Origin of the sequence: uncultured Aliivibrio sp., assembly GCF_946479765.1 — a bacterium.
Classification (GTDB): Bacteria; Pseudomonadota; Gammaproteobacteria; order Enterobacterales; family Vibrionaceae; genus Aliivibrio.
In genome coordinates, this window is the sequence record NZ_CAMLHO010000003.1 from 136,890 (window position 1) to 155,627 (window position 18,738).

The following is an 18,738-nucleotide window of genomic DNA, read 5'->3' on the forward strand; positions in this document are numbered from 1 at the left end:
TTGCGCCTCAGATTAGGGCATCGCCAATCTAATCTATTTATATTTATTTGATCGTTACTCCACATCAGTGAAGCCTATATATGAAGTTTATCGTTAAGCCACATCCAGAAGTTTTTATTAAAAGTGATTCAGTACGTAAGCGTTTTATTCGTATTCTTGAAACGAATTTACGTAGCATCATTAAACGTGAAACCAAAGGCGTTGAAGTGATTAACCGTCGTGATTACATTGAAGTTTCAGGTCTTGATGGCACATACCGTAATCAAGTACTTACGGCTGTAACGCATACTCCGGGTATTCACCATACGTTAGAAGTAAAACAAACAGCATTTGCTGATATGCACGACATCTATGAACAATGTTTAGAGATGAACCGTGAGATCATTGAAGGCAAAACATTCTGTGTTCGTGTGAAGCGTCGTGGTACTCATCCATTTACATCGATTGAGCTAGAGCGTTACGTAGGTGGCGGTTTAAATCAGGCGGTTGAATCTGCAAAAGTAAAATTAAAAAATCCTGACGTTACCGTTAAGTTTGAAGTTGAAAATGAAAAACTAAACTTAGTGATTGCTCGTCATAAAGGTCTTGGTGGTTTCCCTCTTGGAACTCAAGAAGATGTATTAAGTTTGATCTCTGGTGGCTTTGATTCAGGCGTTTCGAGCTACTTACATATCAAACGTGGTTCAAAAGTGCATTACATGTTCTTTAACCTAGGTGGCCCTGCTCACGAAATTGGTGTTAAACAAGTTTCTCATTTCTTATGGAAGAAATACGGTTCATCGGCAAAAGTAAAATTCATTGCGGTCGATTTTGAACCTGTGGTAGCTGAAATTCTTGAGAAAGTCGATGATGGTCAAATGGGTGTTATCCTGAAACGTATGTTTATGCGTGCCGGTGGCATGGTTGCTGAGAAGTTAGGTATCCAAGGTATGGTTACTGGTGAAGCGCTAGGTCAAGTATCAAGCCAAACACTGACTAACTTACGTCATATTGATAATGTAACAGATACATTGATCCTTCGTCCGCTAATCAACTGGGATAAAGAAGATATCATTGATGTTGCTCGTCAAATTGGCACAGAAGATTTTGCTAAAACGATGCCTGAGTATTGTGGTGTGATTTCTAAAAAACCAACCATTAAAGCTGAAAAATTCAAGTTAGAGAAGGAAGAGGCTAAGTTTGATTTCTCTATTCTTGAGCAAGTGGTTTATGATGCTCGCGTAATGGATATTCGTGCAATTGAAACTGAAAGCCAAGAACAAGCGCCTGAAGTTGAAATGGTCTCTGAGTTAGGCTCAAATGTTGTTGTTTTAGATATTCGTAGTGCGGAAGAAGAAGACGAAAACCCATTAGAAATTGATGGTGTAGAAGTTAAGCATTTGCCTTTCTTTAAGATTGCGACTCAGTTTGGTGATTTAGACCAATCTAAAGAGTACCTATTGTACTGTGATCGCGGTGTAATGAGTCGTCTTCAAGCATTATTGTTAATTGAAAATGGCTATAAAAATGTAAAAGTTTACCGTCCGTAATTTAGTATCATAGTTGTATTTTAGAAGGGAGTTGAGAAATCAGCTCCCTTTTTATTTGCTATTATACTTTATGGTAATTTAATGTTGGTAGTGTTACTAAGTCAGTCGCTAATTGAGCGGTCAGTTCTTTACCACCAAATTGCGCCACAATTTCCATTGCAAACTCTAGTGCTGAACCCGGGCCTTGACTTGTAATCAGGTTATTTAATACATCGGTAAACACACGCTTTACTCGGCGGTTTTGTTCTGGAATGTGGTGCATTAGTGCTGGGTAACACGTCATTAAAGCGGTAGGATAAATATTATGATGTTGGAGTACGATGGCAGGTGCTGCACAAATTGCAGCAACCCATTTACCATCGTCTTTCTGTTGTTTTAATAGCTCAATTAATAAAGTACTGTCACGGAAGTTTTCAGATCCTTCTAGCCCACCAGGAAGAACGATACAATCAAATTCTTCATCAGCCACATCGACTAGTTTTACATCGGCAGTTAGTATTACTCGTTGTGCAGCCTTCATGGTCAATGCACCATCAAATGCGGTACTGGCTATGGTGACATCAAATTTAGCGCGCTCTAGAATATCAATAACGGTAATTGCTTCAAGCTCTTCTGTTCCTGGTGCTAGACAAACGAGAATTTTAGTGGTCATAGTGTGTTCTCTTCTAATTGTTTTATTTTATTATACAAGGCTTGGTTAATCGGTGCTGAAATTTGGTGCTTCTCGGCTTGTTTTAAAAGATAGCCAGTAATGAAATCAATTTCACTTCGGCGTTGATAAAAAAGATCGCGGTTCATGGAGGAGTAATTTTCTGCGGTAGCATTAATCACCAAATCGACCGTGTTTATTAATTCACCTAAAGGCCATTCAATTTTTTGTTGCTGTAAAACAAGATGAACTTCATGGCAGATACCCATGACCGTTACATGGTGCTTGGCCTGTGATAACTCACCATTTTTGCATTGCTCTATCGCGGTTAGTGGATTGATGGCACAATTAATAGCGAGCTTTTTCCACTGTGAGATATGGATGTTTGAATTCCATTCGACAGAGGCTAATGCATGATGAAGTACATCTTGCATAAAATGACATTGTTCGCCAAGTGGATTGAATGGGCCGATCACTGTAGTACCAAGCCCAGTGTGTTCAATTGATTTTTTATTGTGTTTTAGTGCTGCATGAGTCGTGGTTGCTTGTAAAATAGGGTGGTGATCTATGTGATTTTTTACAGTATCAATAGCTCCCATGCCATTATGCATAAAGAGTAATATAGTCTCTTTTGATAAATGGGGAAGCAAAGGGAGTAGAGCGCTTTCTACTTGCCATGCTTTAACGGTAATAAAGAGTAAATCACAATAGGTCAGTGATTCTTTATCGTTACAAGAAAAAGTGTGCGAAGAGTTTTCTTGTGCATTTAAAGAAAGAGAAACATCAGAAGGCGCTGAGCTTCTTGTCCATAAAGAGACATTATGCCCTGCTTTTTGCAGATAACATGCCCATAAAGAACCGACAGCTCCAGGACCAAGAATGGTGATATTCACGTGGCTATCCATTAAGTATAAATAATGAAAGCAGTGTAATGGGTTTGCTAGAAAAAACAAAGGCGCTCATGATGAGCGCCTTAGTAGAATAGAGATTCTAAATTAGATTAGAAGTTGTATTGTAGACGGTAAATAACCAAATCTTGATAATCTTTACGAGCTAGTTTATTTACAGTGAAGCGGTAAAGAACACCCGTTGACCAGTTTTTGTGGAAGTTCCACATAGCATTTGCACTACCATTTAGGCCCCAATCACCACCTTGTTGCTCTGCATATGCATCCATACGGCCAAACTCATATTCACCCCAAGTAGAGAAAGTAAAGTTTTGACCAATTAAATCAGTATTATAGAAGCCAACCCAACCGGCCATGCCACCATTATTACCTCGGATCTCTGCATCAGCATTAATTTGGTGAGCACCGATAAATGGAGTGAATGCCCAACCATCACCTTTAAGACCAGTATAGCCAAGACCTAGAACACGGTTTTGCTCATGAGCGCCAAACTCATCAAAGTCAGTATTATATACTTGAGCATATAAACTTACACCAGACTCTGTAAGATTATAGTGAATTGTACCTTTTGCAGAAGCTCCACGCTTATCTTGAGCACGGTCAACACCTTCGTAATCGTAGAAACCGTAGATTTGACCCCAATCAAATGCAGCACCGCCTTCAATACCAATTACAGCTTGGTTACGTCCTGAAATATCGTTACCGTTGTTATCAGCGTCGTTACCAATACCCTGATCCCAAACTTGGTAATCAGCGTACATGCTACCAAAACCATATAGGTATTCAGCTTGAGCAGGGATAGCAACAGTGGTAGCAAGAACAGATAGAGCTAAAAGGGATTTACGCATAATGGCATCTCTATAGTTATGTATTACTAAAAGTATTGGCGAGTCGTTTAATACCGCCTCTAAGTTGTGCATATAATATCTATAAAGTTCACTTTTTAAAATGCAATTAATGTAACGTTTATGTTGTATATTGATCTTGATCTTATTTATAAATATATCAGCATAAATTAAGTGATCTAAATCACGTAATGAGTGTCATTGTAATAATAAACTGTGAACAAAAACGACAAAGCCCCCGGAATATGGAGGCTTTGGTAACAGAGTTGTTATGTATTAACGTGCGTTAAGAACCTTGTGCCTTATCAAGTAGGGCTTTGAAATGTCCTTTAAGCATAAGTAACATGATCAAACTTGGGACAACCATCACGGCAGTTAATATAAAGAACAATGGCCAACTATTTAAATAGTCAACGAGCTCTCCACTGAAAGAGGCCAGAGTGGTTCTACCTAAGTTACCTAATGATGCAAGAAGGGCGTATTGGGTAGCAGAAAACGCTTCTCCCGTTAATATAGTTAAGAAGGAAACAAACGCAACAGTAGAAAAAGCCGTTGTAAAATTATCAACCAGAATAGTCGCTAAGAATAAATGCTCGTTTGGTCCAACATTGGCAATGAGGGCAAACATCAAATTACTTGCTGCCATGGCAATACCACCGATCATTAAGCCTTTGATAACACCAAATCGTACATTGATTAAACTGCCTAATAAGGTAAAGAAGACCGTTGCCCCCCACCCAATAAGTTTTGAGTAGTAACCAATTTGTTCATTACTAAAGCCAATTTCTTTATAGAAAGTAATCGACATTCTACCGAGGAAGGCTTCACCAATTTTAAATAAGAAGACAAACAGGAGTAAAGTACAGGCTGTTTTAACTCCATTACGATTAAAGAAATCATAAAATGGCTCAATAACAGTAACCGTAAACCAAGCTGCTGTTTTAGAATGCACGATTTTGTTATGTCGAGTTTCTGCTTCGTGTTGAAGTTCATTACGTTTAGTTTTCGGTTCACCAACGAGCAAAGTAAAGACCATTAGTAAAGCAACAATACCAGCCATACCATAATAAACCCCATTCCAACCAATACTGTCAGCATTAACAAATGCTAGGTATCCAGGAAGTGAGTAACCAGTCCACCAACCTATCACAGCCATTGCAGAAGCTTGTGGCATCTTACTTGATTCTGATTTAGGAAAGGTATCAATACGGAACGCATCTATGGCTACGTCTTGTGTGGCAGATGCGGTTGCAATAGCAAGAGCGAACATAGAGGTTAAGGCTAAATTATTTGCAGGGTCTAAACCCGCAATTTGTAAGGTACAAACAAAAACAATAGCCTGACATAGAAAAATCCAGCTACGGCGCTGACCCAATTTATTCCCTAAAAATGGTAATTTGACACGGTCAACAAGTGGAGCCCACATGAAGTTGATAGCGTAAACAGCAAAAACAGAGCCAAAGTAACCTATTGCAGCACGAGTTAACCCTGCATCTTTAAGCCAACCAGACATGTTTGAACCAATTAGTACCCATGGGAAACCACTAGAGCAACCAAGCATGAAAACCCAAAGTAGACGTTTGTCCATGTAGCTTTTAATGGCTGATTTCCATTGCATGGATTGAGACATGAAACGCTCCTTGTTGTTATTGTATGGATATTAGAAAAAACAAAGCAGCTCGAAAGCTGCTTTGATAATGAAACAGAATCAATAGTAAACTAAATTATTTAATCAATGTTGCTTTAGTTATGATAATTGGTTCAACTGGGATATCACGCATTCCATTAGGTAATGCTTTTGTTGGTTTTGTTGCCATCTTTTGAATAACATCAAAACCTTGGGTTACTTTACCAAATACGGCATAGCCTGGTGGACGTTGATTTGCATTTAAGAAACCATTGTCACTAAGGTTGATATAGAATTGACGTGTTGCTGAATCAGGATTATTGGTACGAGCCATTGCAACCGTGGCTGTATCATTACCTAAACCGTTATAGCCTTCATTTTTAATCGGGCCATAACTTGATTTTTTCAGCATGTCTTTATCAAAGCCACCGCCTTGAGCCATAAAACCAGGAATAACACGGTGAAATTGAGTACCTACATAGCTACCATCTTCAACATAACGAATAAAGTTAGCGACTGAAATCGGTGCTTTTTCTGAGTTTAATTCAATGGTGAAATTGCCTTCTGTCGTTTCAAATTTTACTGATTCAGCGGAGGCTACTTGAGTAAAACCCAGAGCGGCAATTAATAGCGCTGTTTTAGATGTCCATTTCATAATTAGAAGTTACCTTTAATGTAAGTTTGTAGCTCTTCATCAACCGCAATTTTGTCTAACACTGCATTTAGAAGATCATTTAAAACTTGTTCGATATCTTGGTTGTCAGCACTCATTGAGCCTGTTTTTTTAGATACGCCATTGTACGTTTTTACAAACTTACCTTGTGGTGTCTCTGCCGTAATTTGAAGTTTCACCTGGGTTGTTATTTCATTACTCATTAATGAATGTTGAGCACTCACTAATGCTTCAATAATGTCTAAACGTAGCGTGTTATCGCTATCAACCGTGATGATAAAACCTTGTGTTGTTAGCTGTGTTGCTAATGCGTCTTCAAGCGTTACACGTAAATTTTGTTTCGCGTGAATCGGTTGAACATTTTGGCGTCCGTTATCAATAACAGCAACATATTGAGCGGTACGTAAATCACTGCTATCCAAGGTTAGTTTTACACCATCAACAATTTGGTGTGCGCTTGAAGATGCGACAGGTTGGATATCCAACTGAGGATCAGAAGGAGCACTACATGCAGCTAAAAATAGAGCAGAAAGGGCAATAATGGCCTTTTTCATTGGGATATCCTTTTTATTTTGATTTTTCAGCTTTAACGGCTTCTAAAATAACGAATTTTGAATTGCTCGCGATGGTGGTGACGTTTTCTTCACCGAACAAGCGACATAATTTATCATCATAATCAAGATGACGGTTTCCAATAACTAATAACTTCCCTTCTTGACATAAGATGTGCTTAGCATCACAGAACATTTGCCACGCGATATGGTCGGTAATGGCTTGCCCTTGGTGGAAAGGGGGATTACATAGCACTAAATAGCTACTGTGCTTTTTAAAGCCATCTAAACAGTTGTTGGCAATAAATTGGAATTGACGCTCTTTACCTAAATTAACTTCTAAATTACGACGCGCTGATTCAATCGCCATAAAGCTCTCATCAACACAGGTAATACGAGCTTCTGGGTTTAGTTGGGCAGCTTTAACACTTAACACGCCATTGCCACAGCCTAAATCAATGATGTGGCGCAGTTCTGGGTCGACAGGAATATGTTCAAGTAAAAAACGAGCACCTTGATCCAAACGCTCACCAGAATAGACGTTAGGGTAGTTTAGTAGGTCAATATCTTCATTGTCGACACTCCAACATACTGCTTCTGCAATGGTTGCAGGATTAGTAGCATTGGCATTTGAAAAAACTAAACGGTGTTTTTTCCAAGCCAAAGAGGTTTTTGTTTCGCCTAGAAAGTCTTCAAACAATTCAAGAGTCGAATTGTGGATTTCTTTGGCTTTATTAACTGCAATGATTGGACATTCAACCGTCATTGATTGACGAAGTTGCTGAAGTTGCCATGTTAACATGCGATTGTTTTTTGGAATTTGCATGATAACCAGATCGAAACCTTGGGGCATCTCTTCTGTTGAAGTGATTAGCTGCACACGATTACATTGGTTACGTTGTAGATTTTTTAAGGTACCACGTTGAGCGACAAAGGAATCCGTCATCATTGTAACGTTATGCTTCTCAGAGAACCAACAAGATAAAGCACCAAAATTATCATTTAAGATAAGGATGTTTTTGCCATCTTCTAAGTTTAACTCTTCTATATGGTTAATGATGTACTCATCACCAGCATCCCAAGCTTGTAATAATTCTTGAGCACGTTTTGGGTAACGTTGTAAATTTAGGCTTCGGTCGAACAGACACAATTCGGTTTTCATAATTTAGATCTTCAGTTGGGTACGCTTCTGGCTATTGTCGCAAATGGTGTATAAAGTGGAAACAGAAGAATTCAAATAAAGAAAGGAATTATATGATTCAGCATCAAATTGAGCATAAATTACACACAGAACTGTCATCGTCGTACTTCAAAGTGCTAAATGAGAGCTATATGCATAATGTACCCGAAGGCTCTGAGAGTCACTTCAAAGTGATTGTAGTGAGTGATGAATTTGAAGGTAAACGTTTATTGGCTCGTCATCGAATGATAAATGCGATTCTCGCGGACGAATTAGCAAATCATATTCATGCGCTTGCTATCCACACTTATACTGAAACTGAGTGGGAAGCATTAGATACCGAAAAAGTACCATCATCGCCTAACTGCATGGGTGGTTCAAAAAGTTAACAATGAAACGAGAATGTTTAGTTTTTAACATAAAATAAATAAATATCATCTTCAATTGTTAAAATATGAGCAACTATTGATATCAGTACTACTAAGGTGGTATTTTTTGATTTTGAACAATAATTGTGCGCTGGATCTAAAATGCTTAAACCATTTCAATGATTTCTAACAATGAAGAGCAAAAAATTGCGGGAATCTGGCTATTGAACGTGGCATCTACACCATAAAAAATGCTAGAATCCTTCGCCTTAAAATAGCTTTTTTCGTCTTTATGTAAAAAGCATATTGCTAAATTGTTGCGGTGTTGGTGGTTTTGATTGTTAACGCTGAACATGATTAGTAATGTCGTGTCTTATATAGAATCCTTTTTCCCAATTAAATTAGTGCAAGTGCGTATGATTACAATAAAAAAGGGTTTGGATCTTCCTATAGCAGGAGTTCCAACTCAGGTGATTAATGATGGTAATTCCATCACTAAAGTCGCCTTGCTTGGCGAAGAGTATGTTGGTATGCGTCCTACGATGCATGTCCGCGTAGAAGATGTAGTAAAGAAAGGTCAGATTCTTTTTGCTGATAAAAAGAATCCTGGTGTTATTTTTACATCTCCAGTAAGTGGTAAAGTTGTTGAAATTAACCGTGGTGCTAAACGTGTACTTCAATCTGTAGTCATTACAGTTGAAGGCGAAGAGCAGGTTACTTTTAATAGCTATGTAGCAAATCAGTTGGCTTCTCTTGATCGTGATGCGATTAAGCAACAGCTTATTGATTCTGGTGCATGGACTGCATTACGTACTCGTCCGTTCAGCAAGGTTCCAGCGATCGATTCTGAAACAAAGGCTATCTTTGTAACTGCTATGGATACTAATCCTCTAGCAGCTGATGCAGAAGTGATCATTAACCAACAAGAAGACGCTTTTGTTGCAGGCTTAGACCTATTATCTGTGTTAACAGGTGAGAAGGTTTACGTATGTAAGAAAGGAGGTAGTTTACCTCGCTCTTCTCAAAAAAATGTTGAAGAACATGTATTTGATGGCCCGCATCCAGCTGGTCTAGCAGGTACACACATGCATTATTTGTATCCTGTGGATTTAAATAATGTGGCGTGGAGTATCGGCTACCAAGACGTTATTGCTTTTGGTCAATTATTCTTAACGGGTGAAATCTACTCTGACAGAATCGTATCTTTAGCTGGACCAGCCGTAAATAATCCTCGTTTAGTTCGTACTATGATTGGTGCTAGCTTACTTGAATTAACGGACAGTGAAGTCATGCCTGGTGAAGTACGAATCATTTCTGGTTCTGTATTAAACGGTACTCAAGCGTCAGGCCCTCATGCCTACCTTGGTCGTTACCATCAGCAAGTATGTGTTCTTCGTGAAGGTCGTGAGAAAGAGTTTTTAGGCTGGGCTGTCCCTGGTAAAAACAAATTCTCAGTTACTCGTTCTTTCCTGAGTCACCTATTTTCAGGTCAAGTGTTTAACATGACGACAACTACTAATGGTAGTGATCGTGCAATGGTTCCAATTGGTAGTTACGAGCGTGTAATGCCATTAGACATGGAACCAACTATGTTATTACGTGATCTTTGTGCAGGTGATGTTGACAGTGCTGTTCGTTTAGGTGCATTAGAATTAGATGAAGATGATCTAGGTCTATGTACTTATGTGTGCCCTGGTAAATATGAGTATGGTCCAATGCTTCGTGAGATCTTGGATACCATCGAGAAGGAAGGGTAATTGATGAGCCTTTTAAATTTATTTGAAAAAGTTGAACATCATTTTGAACCTGGCGGTAAATATGAGAAGTGGTTTGCTTTATATGAAGCAACAGCAACACTTTTCTATACTCCTGGTACAGTAACTAAAGGTAGTTCACATGTTCGTGATAGCGTTGATTTAAAACGTATCATGATCATGGTTTGGTTTGCTGTATTCCCAGCAATGTTCTGGGGTATGTACAACGCTGGTAACCAAGCTATTGTTGCTCTTGAGCACATGTATTCTGGTGCGGAACTAGCAGCTGTAATTTCTGGTAACTGGCATTACTGGTTAACTGAAATGCTTGGTGGCACCGTGAGTGCGGATGCTGGTTGGGGCAGTAGCATGCTACTGGGTGCAACATACTTTTTACCTATCTACGCAACAGTGTTTCTTGTTGGTGGTTTCTGGGAAGTGTTGTTCTGTATGGTGCGTAAGCATGAAGTAAATGAAGGTTTCTTTGTTACTTCTATTCTTTTCGCATTGATCGTTCCACCAACTCTTCCACTATGGCAAGCAGCGTTAGGTATTACTTTCGGTGTTGTTGTAGCAAAAGAAATCTTTGGTGGTACTGGTCGTAACTTCCTAAACCCAGCGCTTGCGGGTCGTGCATTCTTATTCTTTGCATACCCAGCTCAAATTTCAGGTGATGCAGTTTGGACTGCTGCTGATGGCTTCTCTGGTGCTACAGCACTTAGCCAATGGGCACAAGGCGGTCAAGGTGGCTTAGTTAATACTGTCACTGGAAACACTATCTCTTGGATGGACGCATTCATTGGTAAAATCCCAGGTTCAATCGGTGAGGTTTCAACACTTGCTCTGATCCTTGGTGGCCTAATGATCGTTTATATGCGTATTGCATCTTGGCGCATTATTGCGGGTGTTATGATTGGTATGGTTGCAGTGTCTACACTGTTTAATCTTATCGGTTCTGATACAAACGCAATGTTTAGCATGCCTTGGCATTGGCACCTAGTTTTAGGTGGTTTTGCATTCGGTATGATCTTTATGGCAACAGACCCAGTATCGGCTTCATTTACCAGTAAAGGTAAGTGGTGGTACGGTATTCTAATTGGTGCAATGGCTGTAATGATCCGTGTAGTTAATCCTGCATACCCAGAAGGTATGATGTTAGCTATTCTGTTTGCAAACTTATTTGCTCCACTGTTTGATAACCTTGTCGTTGAAGGTAACGTGAAACGGAGACTAAAACGCTATGGCAAGTAATAACGATAGCATTAAAAAAACACTCGGTGTTGTTATTGGTTTGAGCTTAGTGTGTTCAATCATCGTATCAACTGCTGCGGTTGTTCTTAAGCCGAAGCAACTAGCAAATGCCGTTCTAGATAAGCAAAGTAAAATTGTTGAAGTCGCTGGTGTGACTGGTTCTGGTACTATTCCTGAGCTATTTGCCGCGAACATCGAACCTCGTCTTGTTGACTTTAAAACAGGTGAGTTCGTTGATGGTGATGCTGCAACTTACGATCAACGTAAAGCAGCAAAAGATCCAGAACAATCGATTAAGCTAACTGCTGAACAAGATAAAGCTAAGATCATTCGTCGTGCTAACTTAGGTGTTGTTTACCTAGTTAAGAGCGGTGGTACAGTATCTAAAGTTATCATCCCGGTTCACGGTACTGGCTTATGGTCAATGATGTATGCATTTGTTGCGGTTGAGACTGACGGTAACACAATTGCAGGCCTTACTTACTACGATCAAACGGAAACTCCTGGACTTGGTGGTGAAGTAGAAAACCCAGCGTGGCGTGCACAATTTGTAGGTAAGAAACTGTTTGATGCAGATCATAACCCTGCAATTAAGATTGTTAAAGGCGGTGCTCCAGCTGGTTCTGAGTACGGTGTTGATGGTCTTTCTGGTGCAACACTAACAGCTAACGGTGTTCAACACACGTTTGACTTCTGGTTGGGTAATGATGGCTTTGGTCCATTCCTTGCTAAAGTTCGTGATGGAGGTCTGAACTAATGGCTAGCGCAAAAGAAATTAAAAAGAGCATTTTAGCGCCGGTGTTGGATAACAACCCGATCGCGCTGCAAGTTCTTGGTGTATGTTCGGCTCTAGCTGTAACTACTAAACTAGAAACGGCTTTTGTTATGACAATTGCAGTAATGTTTGTTACTGCTTTATCTAACTTATTTGTTTCGCTAATTCGTAATCACATGCCAAACAGTGTTCGTATCATCGTTCAGATGGCGATCATTGCCTCTTTGGTAATCGTTGTTGACCAAGTATTGAAAGCATATCTTTACGATATATCTAAGCAGCTTTCTGTATTTGTTAGTTTGATCATTACAAACTGTATTGTAATGGGTCGTGCTGAAGCGTTCGCAATGAAGTCTGCACCTCTTCCATCATTCATTGATGGTATTGGTAACGGTCTTGGTTACGGTTTTGTATTGATGACAGTTGCATTTTTCCGTGAACTTTTAGGTTCTGGTAAACTGTTTGGTGTTGAAGTTCTGCCACTTGTTTCTAACGGTGGTTGGTATCAACCAAATGGTCTAATGCTTCTAGCACCATCTGCATTCTTCTTAATTGGTTTTATGATTTGGGCTATCCGTATCATCAAGCCTGCACAAGTAGAAGCGAAGGAGTAAGGTCGGAATGGAACATTATATTAGTTTACTTGTTAAATCGATCTTCATCGAAAACATGGCGCTTTCATTCTTTTTAGGTATGTGTACTTTCTTGGCTGTGTCTAAGAAAGTAAAAACATCGTTTGGTCTTGGTGTTGCTGTAGTTGTTGTATTGACAATCGCAGTACCATTGAACAACCTTGTTTACACTTACTTATTGAAAGAAAACGCGATTGTTGCGGGAGTTGATTTAACATTCCTTAGCTTCATCACCTTTATCGGTGTAATCGCAGCTCTTGTACAAATTCTAGAAATGGTTTTAGACCGCTTCTTCCCACCTTTGTACAATGCATTAGGTATTTTCCTTCCGTTAATCACAGTTAACTGTGCAATTTTCGGTGGTGTATCTTTCATGGTTCAACGTGACTATAACTTTGCTGAATCGGTAGTATACGGTTTCGGTTCAGGTGTTGGTTGGATGTTGGCTATTGTAGCGCTTGCTGGTATTCGTGAAAAAATGAAATATTCAGATGTACCTCCTGGTCTTCGTGGCCTAGGTATTACTTTCATTACAGTAGGTTTGATGGCGTTAGGCTTTATGTCTTTCTCTGGTGTTCAACTGTAGGGTAAGCACCCAATAATAAGGAATAACAAATGCAAAGCATTATTCTTGGTGTAGCGATGTTTACCATTATTGTACTGGCTTTAGTATTAGTGATCTTATTCGCTAAATCTAAACTAGTACCATCAGGTGACATTACTATCTCTGTAAACGGTGATCCTGAAAAAGCGATCATTACACAGCCTGGTAGCAAATTACTTAACGCTCTTGGTAGCGCAGGTATATTTGTATCATCAGCGTGTGGCGGTGGTGGCTCTTGTGGTCAGTGTCGTGTGAAAGTGAAATCTGGTGGTGGTGATATTCTACCGACAGAGCTTGATCACATTTCAAAAGGTGAGGCTCGTGAAGGTGAGCGTCTAGCATGTCAAGTTGCAATGAAAACTGACATGGAAATTGAACTTCCAGAAGAAATCTTTGGTGTTAAAAAGTGGGAATGTACGGTTATCTCTAATGATAACGAAGCTACTTTTATCAAAGAATTGGCTCTTGCTATCCCTGATGGCGAAGAAGTTCCATTCCGTGCTGGTGGTTACATTCAAATTGAAGCTGAACCGCATCACATTAAATACGCAGATTTTGATGTTCCTGATGAATATCGTGGTGATTGGGATAAGTTTAACTTGTTCCGTTACGAATCAATCGTTAAAGAGCATTCGATCCGAGCATACTCTATGGCTTCATACCCAGAAGAGAAAGGCATTATCAAGCTTAACGTGCGTATCGCAACTCCGCCGCCAAATAACCCAGATGTAGCTCCTGGTGTTATGTCATCTTATATCTGGTCTTTAAAAGAAGGCGACAAATGTACTATTTCTGGTCCATTTGGTGAATTCTTTGCTAAAGACACTGATAATGAAATGGTATTCATCGGTGGTGGTGCAGGTATGGCGCCAATGCGTTCTCATATCTTTGACCAACTTTTACGTCTTAAATCAACTCGTAAAATGTCTTACTGGTATGGTGCACGTTCTAAGCGTGAAATGTTCTACGTTGAAGACTTTGACGGCCTAGCGGCTAACAATGACAACTTCGTATGGCACTGTGCTCTGTCTGATCCTATGCCAGAAGATAACTGGGATGGTTACACAGGCTTCATTCACAACGTACTTTATGAAAACTACTTGAAAGATCATGAAGCTCCAGAAGATTGTGAATACTACATGTGTGGTCCACCAATGATGAATGCAGCTGTAATCGGCATGCTTAAAGATCTTGGTGTTGAAGATGAAAACATCTTACTAGATGACTTCGGTGGTTAATCCATTGAAGTAAGAAATATTGGCTGACTCATCACTGAGTCAGCCTTTTTTCGTATTAATGAGCTATATTTAACCTGACAAAGTACAGGGTTATAGGTTTTGTAAATCTATATTCCTGTGTATTGTTTACGTTATTTTGAAATATTTTAATTAAGGAGTTGGCAGTGATTGTCAGTGTTACTCATTTAGTGAATAAAACTAAAATTGTTTTATTGTCTTGCTTAGCGTTAGTGTTGCTTTCAGGTTGTGGTGATCAACGTGAGCAGATATATATAAATGGCCCGACAATGGGGACAAGTTATAATATTAAATTCATTAGTAAAGATGGCTTACCAGCAACGGAAGCTATCCATGCAGAAGTGGATAGAAAGCTAGAACTCGTTAATGATCAAATGTCGACATACCGTAAAGATTCTGAGCTAAGTCTATTTAACCAAAGCACAGATTTAACACCATTTACTGTTTCGGAAGATACGGCAACAGTAATCAACGAAGCCATTCGTTTAAATCAACTGACGGAAGGTGCATTAGATATTACGGTTGGTCCACTTGTTAATTTATGGGGGTTTGGTCCTGAAGCTCGCCCTGAAGTTGTTCCAACAGAAGATGAATTAAATGCACGTCGTGCTGTCGTTGGTATTGAACATTTAAGTGCAACAACGACAACAGTAACAAAAAACATTCCCAATCTTTATGTCGATCTTTCAACTATTGCAAAAGGTTGGGGCGTTGATGTTGTTGCGAATTATTTAGAATCACTCGGCATAACTAACTACATGGTTGAAGTCGGTGGTGAAATGCGTGTTAAGGGTAATAATAAAGAAAATGTTGCTTGGCGTATTGCGATAGAGAAACCATCGATAGATGAAAGAGCGATTCAAGAAATTATTGAACCTGGACATTATGCTGTAGCGACTTCTGGTGATTACCGTATCTATTTTGAAAAAGAGGGCGTTCGTTACTCTCATATTATCAATCCAATTACGGGTAAACCTATCGCTAATAAAGTGGTCTCAGTTACAGTACTTGATAAATCTTCAATGACCGCTGATGGACTAGCGACAGGCCTAATGGTATTGGGGGAAGAAAAGGGCATGGAAATCGCCAACAAAAACAATATTCCTGTTTTCATGATTGTGAAAACAAAAGATGGCTTTAAAGAAATTGCTTCTGAAGCCTTTAAACCTTTTTTGAAATAAGTGAGTAGATGATGAATACTTTTCTAATTACATTTGGTGTTTTTCTAGCGGTGATTGGTGCAATGGCAATCGGCTATATTGTGCAGCGTAAAGTCGTTAAGGGAAGCTGTGGTGGCCTTGGTGCTGTTGGTATTGATAAGGTATGTAATTGCCCCGAACCTTGTGATGCACGTAAAAAACGTGAAGCAAAGGAAGCGGTTAGAGCTGAGAAATTAGCGGCTTGGGAAAAAGATCGTATCGCATAAAAGCCGTTAATCGATTGAATATAAATAAAAACAGCATCAATTTATGGTGCTGTTTTTTTATTTGTCTATTTATATAGTTTGAATATTAAATAGTTCAACGTTATTATTTAACTGTTTATTTATACAGTTGAATGATATGAGTATCGATACCCAAAACTTACCGTTAGTAGAAAAAAAAAGTCAGCAAAAAATAATTCATATTGATATGGATTGTTTTTACGCAGCGGTAGAAATGAGGGATAACCCAGCATTACGAAATATCCCTTTAGCGGTTGGTGGCAGTGAAAGGCAGCGTGGCGTTTTAAGTACTTGTAATTATGAAGCTCGAAAGTTTGGTATTCATTCTGCTATGCCTACAGGTAAAGCATTAAAGCTTTGCCCTAGTCTTGTGGTTGTTCCGGGAAGAATGCAGGTATACAAAGAGGTCTCTTATCATATCCACCGTATATTTCGACGTTATACCGATAAAATAGAGCCTCTTTCTTTAGATGAAGCCTATTTAGATGTAAGTAACTGTTCACTTTTACATGGTTCAGCGACACTAATAGCCGAGCAAATACGTAAAGATATTTTTGATGAGCTTGAATTAACTGCCTCTGCTGGTATTGCCCCACTTAAGTTTTTAGCTAAAATTGCCTCGGATCTTAATAAACCTAATGGTCAATACGTCATCACTCCGGATACGGTAATGGATGAAATAAATAAATTGCGGTTAGAGAAAATACCAGGAGTTGGAAAGGTCAGCTTAGAGCGCTTGCATCAATTTGGCTTGTATACCTGTAGTGATGTCCAAAAGAGTGATCAGCGAGATTTACTGTTAAAGTTTGGGAAAATGGGGGCTTCGCTTTGGAAGCGCTCACATGGTATTGATGAGCGGGAAGTGATCACTGAACGGAATAGAAAATCAGTGGGCGTAGAGAGAACTTTTACTCACAACATTAGTTCATTTGAAGAGTGCTGGGCGGTGATTCAATCTCGTTTATATCCTGAGTTAGAGAAACGCTTATTAAAAGCGAATGGTTCATTAAATATTGCGAAACAGGGTATAAAGATTAAATTTGCTGATTTTCAGCAGACGACGATTGAGCATGTGCACCATGATCTTACTTTACCGTTTTTTGAAGAGTTACTGATTGAAGTTCTTGAAAGGAAAAAAGGCAGAGAAATCCGTTTAATTGGGGTTAGTGTCATGCTAAAGGAAAAAGAGGTTTTTCAGCAATTACGTTTAATTTAGACTCGTTATTTTCTTTATGATGTAGCGATGTTGATCCTTGTGTTTGAAAAACAAGAGGTAAGTGTAATCGATTTACTTACTTTTGCTTCTTTGTCGTTAGGTATAGTTTGGGTGTTTGTAATATACAGTGTTTTATCTAGAGGTTAGAAAATAAGCTCTATATAATTCCGTTTCAAATTTATAAGATAATAATTATATCGAAACGGTTGTTTATGAAATTTACAAAATGTGCATTGGCGTTAAGTTTAGTTTTTCCTACCGTGGCAGTTTCTGCGCCACTACTTTCTTTAGATACGTTAACGAATCAAGAGAAAATTCAACAAACCAATGCATGGTTAGAAATAGATACAAAAGCATTCCAGCATAATATAGATACATTAAAACAGACGTTATCTGAAGGCACAAAAGTATGTGCAATCATGAAAGCTGATGCTTATGGTAATGGTATTGAAGGATTAATGTCTTCTGTTATTGATCGTAATGTTGACTGTATCGGCATTACCAGTAATGAAGAAGCACGCATTGTTCGAGCAAAAGGTTTCGAAGGCGAAATCATGCGTGTTCGAGCAGCAACACCTAATGAGATTGAATCAGGATTAACCTATCAAATTGAAGAATTGATTGGTTCGAGCGAACAAGCAAATACGATTGCTAAATTAGCTAAAAAAAATAATACGATTATTCCCGTACACTTAGCGATTAATGCTGGTGGTATGGGGCGTAATGGCTTGGATTTATCTCAAACACAAGGAAAGAAAGAAGCGCTAAATATCGCTTTTAATGGTTATATCAATATCGTTGGTATCATGACGCACTTTCCAAATGAATCAGTTGAAGAAATTAAAATAAAACTGGATTTATTTAAAAAAGAAAGCCAATGGCTTATTGATGAAGCTCAGTTAAAGCGTGAGAGCATCACTCTGCATGTAGCAAACTCTTACACCACGATTAACCTACCTGAAGCACATTTAGATATGGTTCGTCCGGGTGGTCTACTTTATGGTGATATGCCAAGTAATCCAGAATTTAAACGTATCGTTCGTTTTAAAACATCAGTAGCGTCTTTAAACTATTTGCCAAAAGGCAGCACGATTGGTTACAGCAGTACTTATGTATTAGGTCGTGATTCTATTTTAGCTAATTTACCATTAGGCTATTCTGATGGTTATGTTCGTTCTATTGGTAACAACGGTTATGTTTTGATCAATGGTCAGAAAGCGAATGTAGTCGGTGTGACATCAATGAACACAACCATGGTTGATGTTACTGATATTGCGGATGTTCAGCCGGGTGATGAAGTCGTTCTGTTTGGCTCTCAAAATGAAGAAATGATTGAAACTAAAGAAATGGAAGCATTTAGTAGCAGAAGTATGCCTGAGCTGTATGTGATTTGGGGTGCTACAAACCCGAAAGTGTATTTCTAATACAATATATTTTATGTATAAAAAACGGTCAACATCTTAGATGTTGACCGTT

19 protein-coding genes are annotated in these 18,738 nt (G+C 38.9%); 12 read left to right on the forward strand and 7 right to left on the reverse strand.

Features of this window, described 5'->3' with window-relative positions:
• Positions 1 to 80 precede the first annotated feature (80 nt).
• Positions 81 to 1,529 carry a tRNA uracil 4-sulfurtransferase ThiI gene (gene thiI, locus Q1K78_RS02955; RefSeq protein WP_300174260.1) on the forward strand — a complete coding sequence of 483 codons (1,449 nt, stop codon included), beginning with the start codon at positions 81 to 83 and terminating at the stop codon, positions 1,527 to 1,529.
• A gap of 61 nt (positions 1,530 to 1,590) precedes the next feature.
• Here thiI and Q1K78_RS02960 read toward each other — a convergent pair whose 3' ends face one another.
• The 7 genes from Q1K78_RS02960 to Q1K78_RS02990 all read right to left on the reverse strand — a co-directional run bounded on the left by Q1K78_RS02960 (position 1,591) and on the right by Q1K78_RS02990 (position 7,944).
• A complete protein-coding gene (locus Q1K78_RS02960) occupies positions 1,591 to 2,181 on the reverse strand; it encodes a DJ-1 family glyoxalase III (RefSeq protein ID WP_300174262.1) in 591 nt (196 codons plus the stop codon).
• Entirely contained in the window at positions 2,178 to 3,071 is an 894-nt protein-coding gene (panE, locus tag Q1K78_RS02965; RefSeq protein ID WP_300174264.1) for a 2-dehydropantoate 2-reductase, read from the reverse strand. Before panE ends, Q1K78_RS02960 begins: the two co-directional genes overlap by 4 nt.
• A gap of 107 nt (positions 3,072 to 3,178) precedes the next feature.
• Positions 3,179 to 3,934 carry an outer membrane protein OmpK gene (locus tag Q1K78_RS02970; protein ID WP_300174266.1) on the reverse strand — a complete coding sequence of 252 codons (756 nt, stop codon included), beginning with the start codon at positions 3,932 to 3,934 and terminating at the stop codon, positions 3,179 to 3,181.
• Positions 3,935 to 4,217: 283 nt separating this feature from the next.
• A complete protein-coding gene (locus Q1K78_RS02975; RefSeq protein WP_300174268.1) occupies positions 4,218 to 5,561 on the reverse strand; it encodes an MFS transporter in 1,344 nt (447 codons plus the stop codon).
• A gap of 94 nt (positions 5,562 to 5,655) precedes the next feature.
• Positions 5,656 to 6,216, reverse strand: coding sequence for a peptidylprolyl isomerase (locus Q1K78_RS02980; protein WP_300174356.1), 561 nt, complete (start codon positions 6,214 to 6,216; stop codon positions 5,656 to 5,658).
• Entirely contained in the window at positions 6,216 to 6,785 is a 570-nt protein-coding gene (locus Q1K78_RS02985; RefSeq protein WP_300174270.1) for a YajG family lipoprotein, read from the reverse strand. Before Q1K78_RS02985 ends, Q1K78_RS02980 begins: the two co-directional genes overlap by 1 nt.
• A gap of 13 nt (positions 6,786 to 6,798) precedes the next feature.
• Positions 6,799 to 7,944 carry a methyltransferase gene (locus Q1K78_RS02990; RefSeq protein ID WP_300174272.1) on the reverse strand — a complete coding sequence of 382 codons (1,146 nt, stop codon included), beginning with the start codon at positions 7,942 to 7,944 and terminating at the stop codon, positions 6,799 to 6,801.
• 92 nt (positions 7,945 to 8,036) lie between these two features.
• Here Q1K78_RS02990 and bolA point away from each other — a divergent pair, with 92 nt between their 5' ends.
• The 11 genes from bolA to alr all read left to right on the forward strand — a co-directional run bounded on the left by bolA (position 8,037) and on the right by alr (position 18,686).
• Entirely contained in the window at positions 8,037 to 8,351 is a 315-nt protein-coding gene (gene bolA / locus Q1K78_RS02995) for a transcriptional regulator BolA (protein WP_300174274.1), read from the forward strand.
• 395 nt (positions 8,352 to 8,746) lie between these two features.
• Positions 8,747 to 10,087: a Na(+)-translocating NADH-quinone reductase subunit A gene (locus Q1K78_RS03000; RefSeq protein WP_300174276.1), complete on the forward strand. Its 1,341-nt coding sequence runs from the start codon at positions 8,747 to 8,749 to the stop codon at positions 10,085 to 10,087.
• A gap of 3 nt (positions 10,088 to 10,090) precedes the next feature.
• A complete protein-coding gene (locus tag Q1K78_RS03005; protein ID WP_300174278.1) occupies positions 10,091 to 11,335 on the forward strand; it encodes an NADH:ubiquinone reductase (Na(+)-transporting) subunit B in 1,245 nt (414 codons plus the stop codon).
• Entirely contained in the window at positions 11,325 to 12,092 is a 768-nt protein-coding gene (locus Q1K78_RS03010; protein WP_300174280.1) for a Na(+)-translocating NADH-quinone reductase subunit C, read from the forward strand. Before Q1K78_RS03005 ends, Q1K78_RS03010 begins: the two co-directional genes overlap by 11 nt.
• Positions 12,092 to 12,724, forward strand: coding sequence for an NADH:ubiquinone reductase (Na(+)-transporting) subunit D (locus tag Q1K78_RS03015; protein ID WP_274445486.1), 633 nt, complete (start codon positions 12,092 to 12,094; stop codon positions 12,722 to 12,724). Before Q1K78_RS03010 ends, Q1K78_RS03015 begins: the two co-directional genes overlap by 1 nt.
• 7 nt (positions 12,725 to 12,731) lie before the next feature.
• Positions 12,732 to 13,328 (forward strand): NADH:ubiquinone reductase (Na(+)-transporting) subunit E, encoded by a 597-nt coding sequence (nqrE, locus tag Q1K78_RS03020; RefSeq protein ID WP_300174284.1) that lies wholly within the window; start codon positions 12,732 to 12,734, stop codon positions 13,326 to 13,328.
• A gap of 29 nt (positions 13,329 to 13,357) precedes the next feature.
• Entirely contained in the window at positions 13,358 to 14,584 is a 1,227-nt protein-coding gene (nqrF, locus tag Q1K78_RS03025) for an NADH:ubiquinone reductase (Na(+)-transporting) subunit F (RefSeq protein ID WP_300174286.1), read from the forward strand.
• Between the two features lie 164 nt (positions 14,585 to 14,748).
• Positions 14,749 to 15,783, forward strand: coding sequence for an FAD:protein FMN transferase (locus Q1K78_RS03030; protein ID WP_300174288.1), 1,035 nt, complete (start codon positions 14,749 to 14,751; stop codon positions 15,781 to 15,783).
• Positions 15,784 to 15,794: 11 nt separating this feature from the next.
• Complete coding sequence (nqrM, locus tag Q1K78_RS03035) at positions 15,795 to 16,028, forward strand: (Na+)-NQR maturation NqrM (RefSeq protein WP_300174358.1); 234 nt, start codon at positions 15,795 to 15,797, stop codon at positions 16,026 to 16,028.
• Between the two features lie 136 nt (positions 16,029 to 16,164).
• Positions 16,165 to 17,262 (forward strand): DNA polymerase IV, encoded by a 1,098-nt coding sequence (gene dinB / locus Q1K78_RS03040; RefSeq protein ID WP_300174290.1) that lies wholly within the window; start codon positions 16,165 to 16,167, stop codon positions 17,260 to 17,262.
• A gap of 212 nt (positions 17,263 to 17,474) precedes the next feature.
• Entirely contained in the window at positions 17,475 to 18,686 is a 1,212-nt protein-coding gene (gene alr / locus Q1K78_RS03045; RefSeq protein ID WP_300174292.1) for an alanine racemase, read from the forward strand.
• Positions 18,687 to 18,738 lie beyond the last annotated feature (52 nt).

Excerpts from the sequence above, each read along its gene's own strand:
- thiI (WP_300174260.1), top strand. The coding sequence starts at position 81 with ATGAAGTTTATCGTTAAGCCACATCCAGAAGTTTTTATTAAAAGTGAT.
- Q1K78_RS02960 (WP_300174262.1), bottom strand. The coding sequence starts at position 2,181 with ATGACCACTAAAATTCTCGTTTGTCTAGCACCAGGAACAGAAGAGCTT.
- Q1K78_RS02970 (WP_300174266.1), bottom strand. The coding sequence starts at position 3,934 with ATGCGTAAATCCCTTTTAGCTCTATCTGTTCTTGCTACCACTGTTGCT.
- Q1K78_RS02975 (WP_300174268.1), bottom strand. The coding sequence starts at position 5,561 with ATGTCTCAATCCATGCAATGGAAATCAGCCATTAAAAGCTACATGGAC.
- Q1K78_RS02985 (WP_300174270.1), bottom strand. The coding sequence starts at position 6,785 with ATGAAAAAGGCCATTATTGCCCTTTCTGCTCTATTTTTAGCTGCATGT.
- Q1K78_RS02990 (WP_300174272.1), bottom strand. The coding sequence starts at position 7,944 with ATGAAAACCGAATTGTGTCTGTTCGACCGAAGCCTAAATTTACAACGT.
- bolA (WP_300174274.1), top strand. The coding sequence starts at position 8,037 with ATGATTCAGCATCAAATTGAGCATAAATTACACACAGAACTGTCATCG.
- Q1K78_RS03000 (WP_300174276.1), top strand. The coding sequence starts at position 8,747 with ATGATTACAATAAAAAAGGGTTTGGATCTTCCTATAGCAGGAGTTCCA.
- Q1K78_RS03005 (WP_300174278.1), top strand. The coding sequence starts at position 10,091 with ATGAGCCTTTTAAATTTATTTGAAAAAGTTGAACATCATTTTGAACCT.
- Q1K78_RS03010 (WP_300174280.1), top strand. The coding sequence starts at position 11,325 with ATGGCAAGTAATAACGATAGCATTAAAAAAACACTCGGTGTTGTTATT.
- Q1K78_RS03015 (WP_274445486.1), top strand. The coding sequence starts at position 12,092 with ATGGCTAGCGCAAAAGAAATTAAAAAGAGCATTTTAGCGCCGGTGTTG.
- nqrE (WP_300174284.1), top strand. The coding sequence starts at position 12,732 with ATGGAACATTATATTAGTTTACTTGTTAAATCGATCTTCATCGAAAAC.
- nqrF (WP_300174286.1), top strand. The coding sequence starts at position 13,358 with ATGCAAAGCATTATTCTTGGTGTAGCGATGTTTACCATTATTGTACTG.
- nqrM (WP_300174358.1), top strand. The coding sequence starts at position 15,795 with ATGAATACTTTTCTAATTACATTTGGTGTTTTTCTAGCGGTGATTGGT.
- dinB (WP_300174290.1), top strand. The coding sequence starts at position 16,165 with ATGAGTATCGATACCCAAAACTTACCGTTAGTAGAAAAAAAAAGTCAG.
- alr (WP_300174292.1), top strand. The coding sequence starts at position 17,475 with ATGAAATTTACAAAATGTGCATTGGCGTTAAGTTTAGTTTTTCCTACC.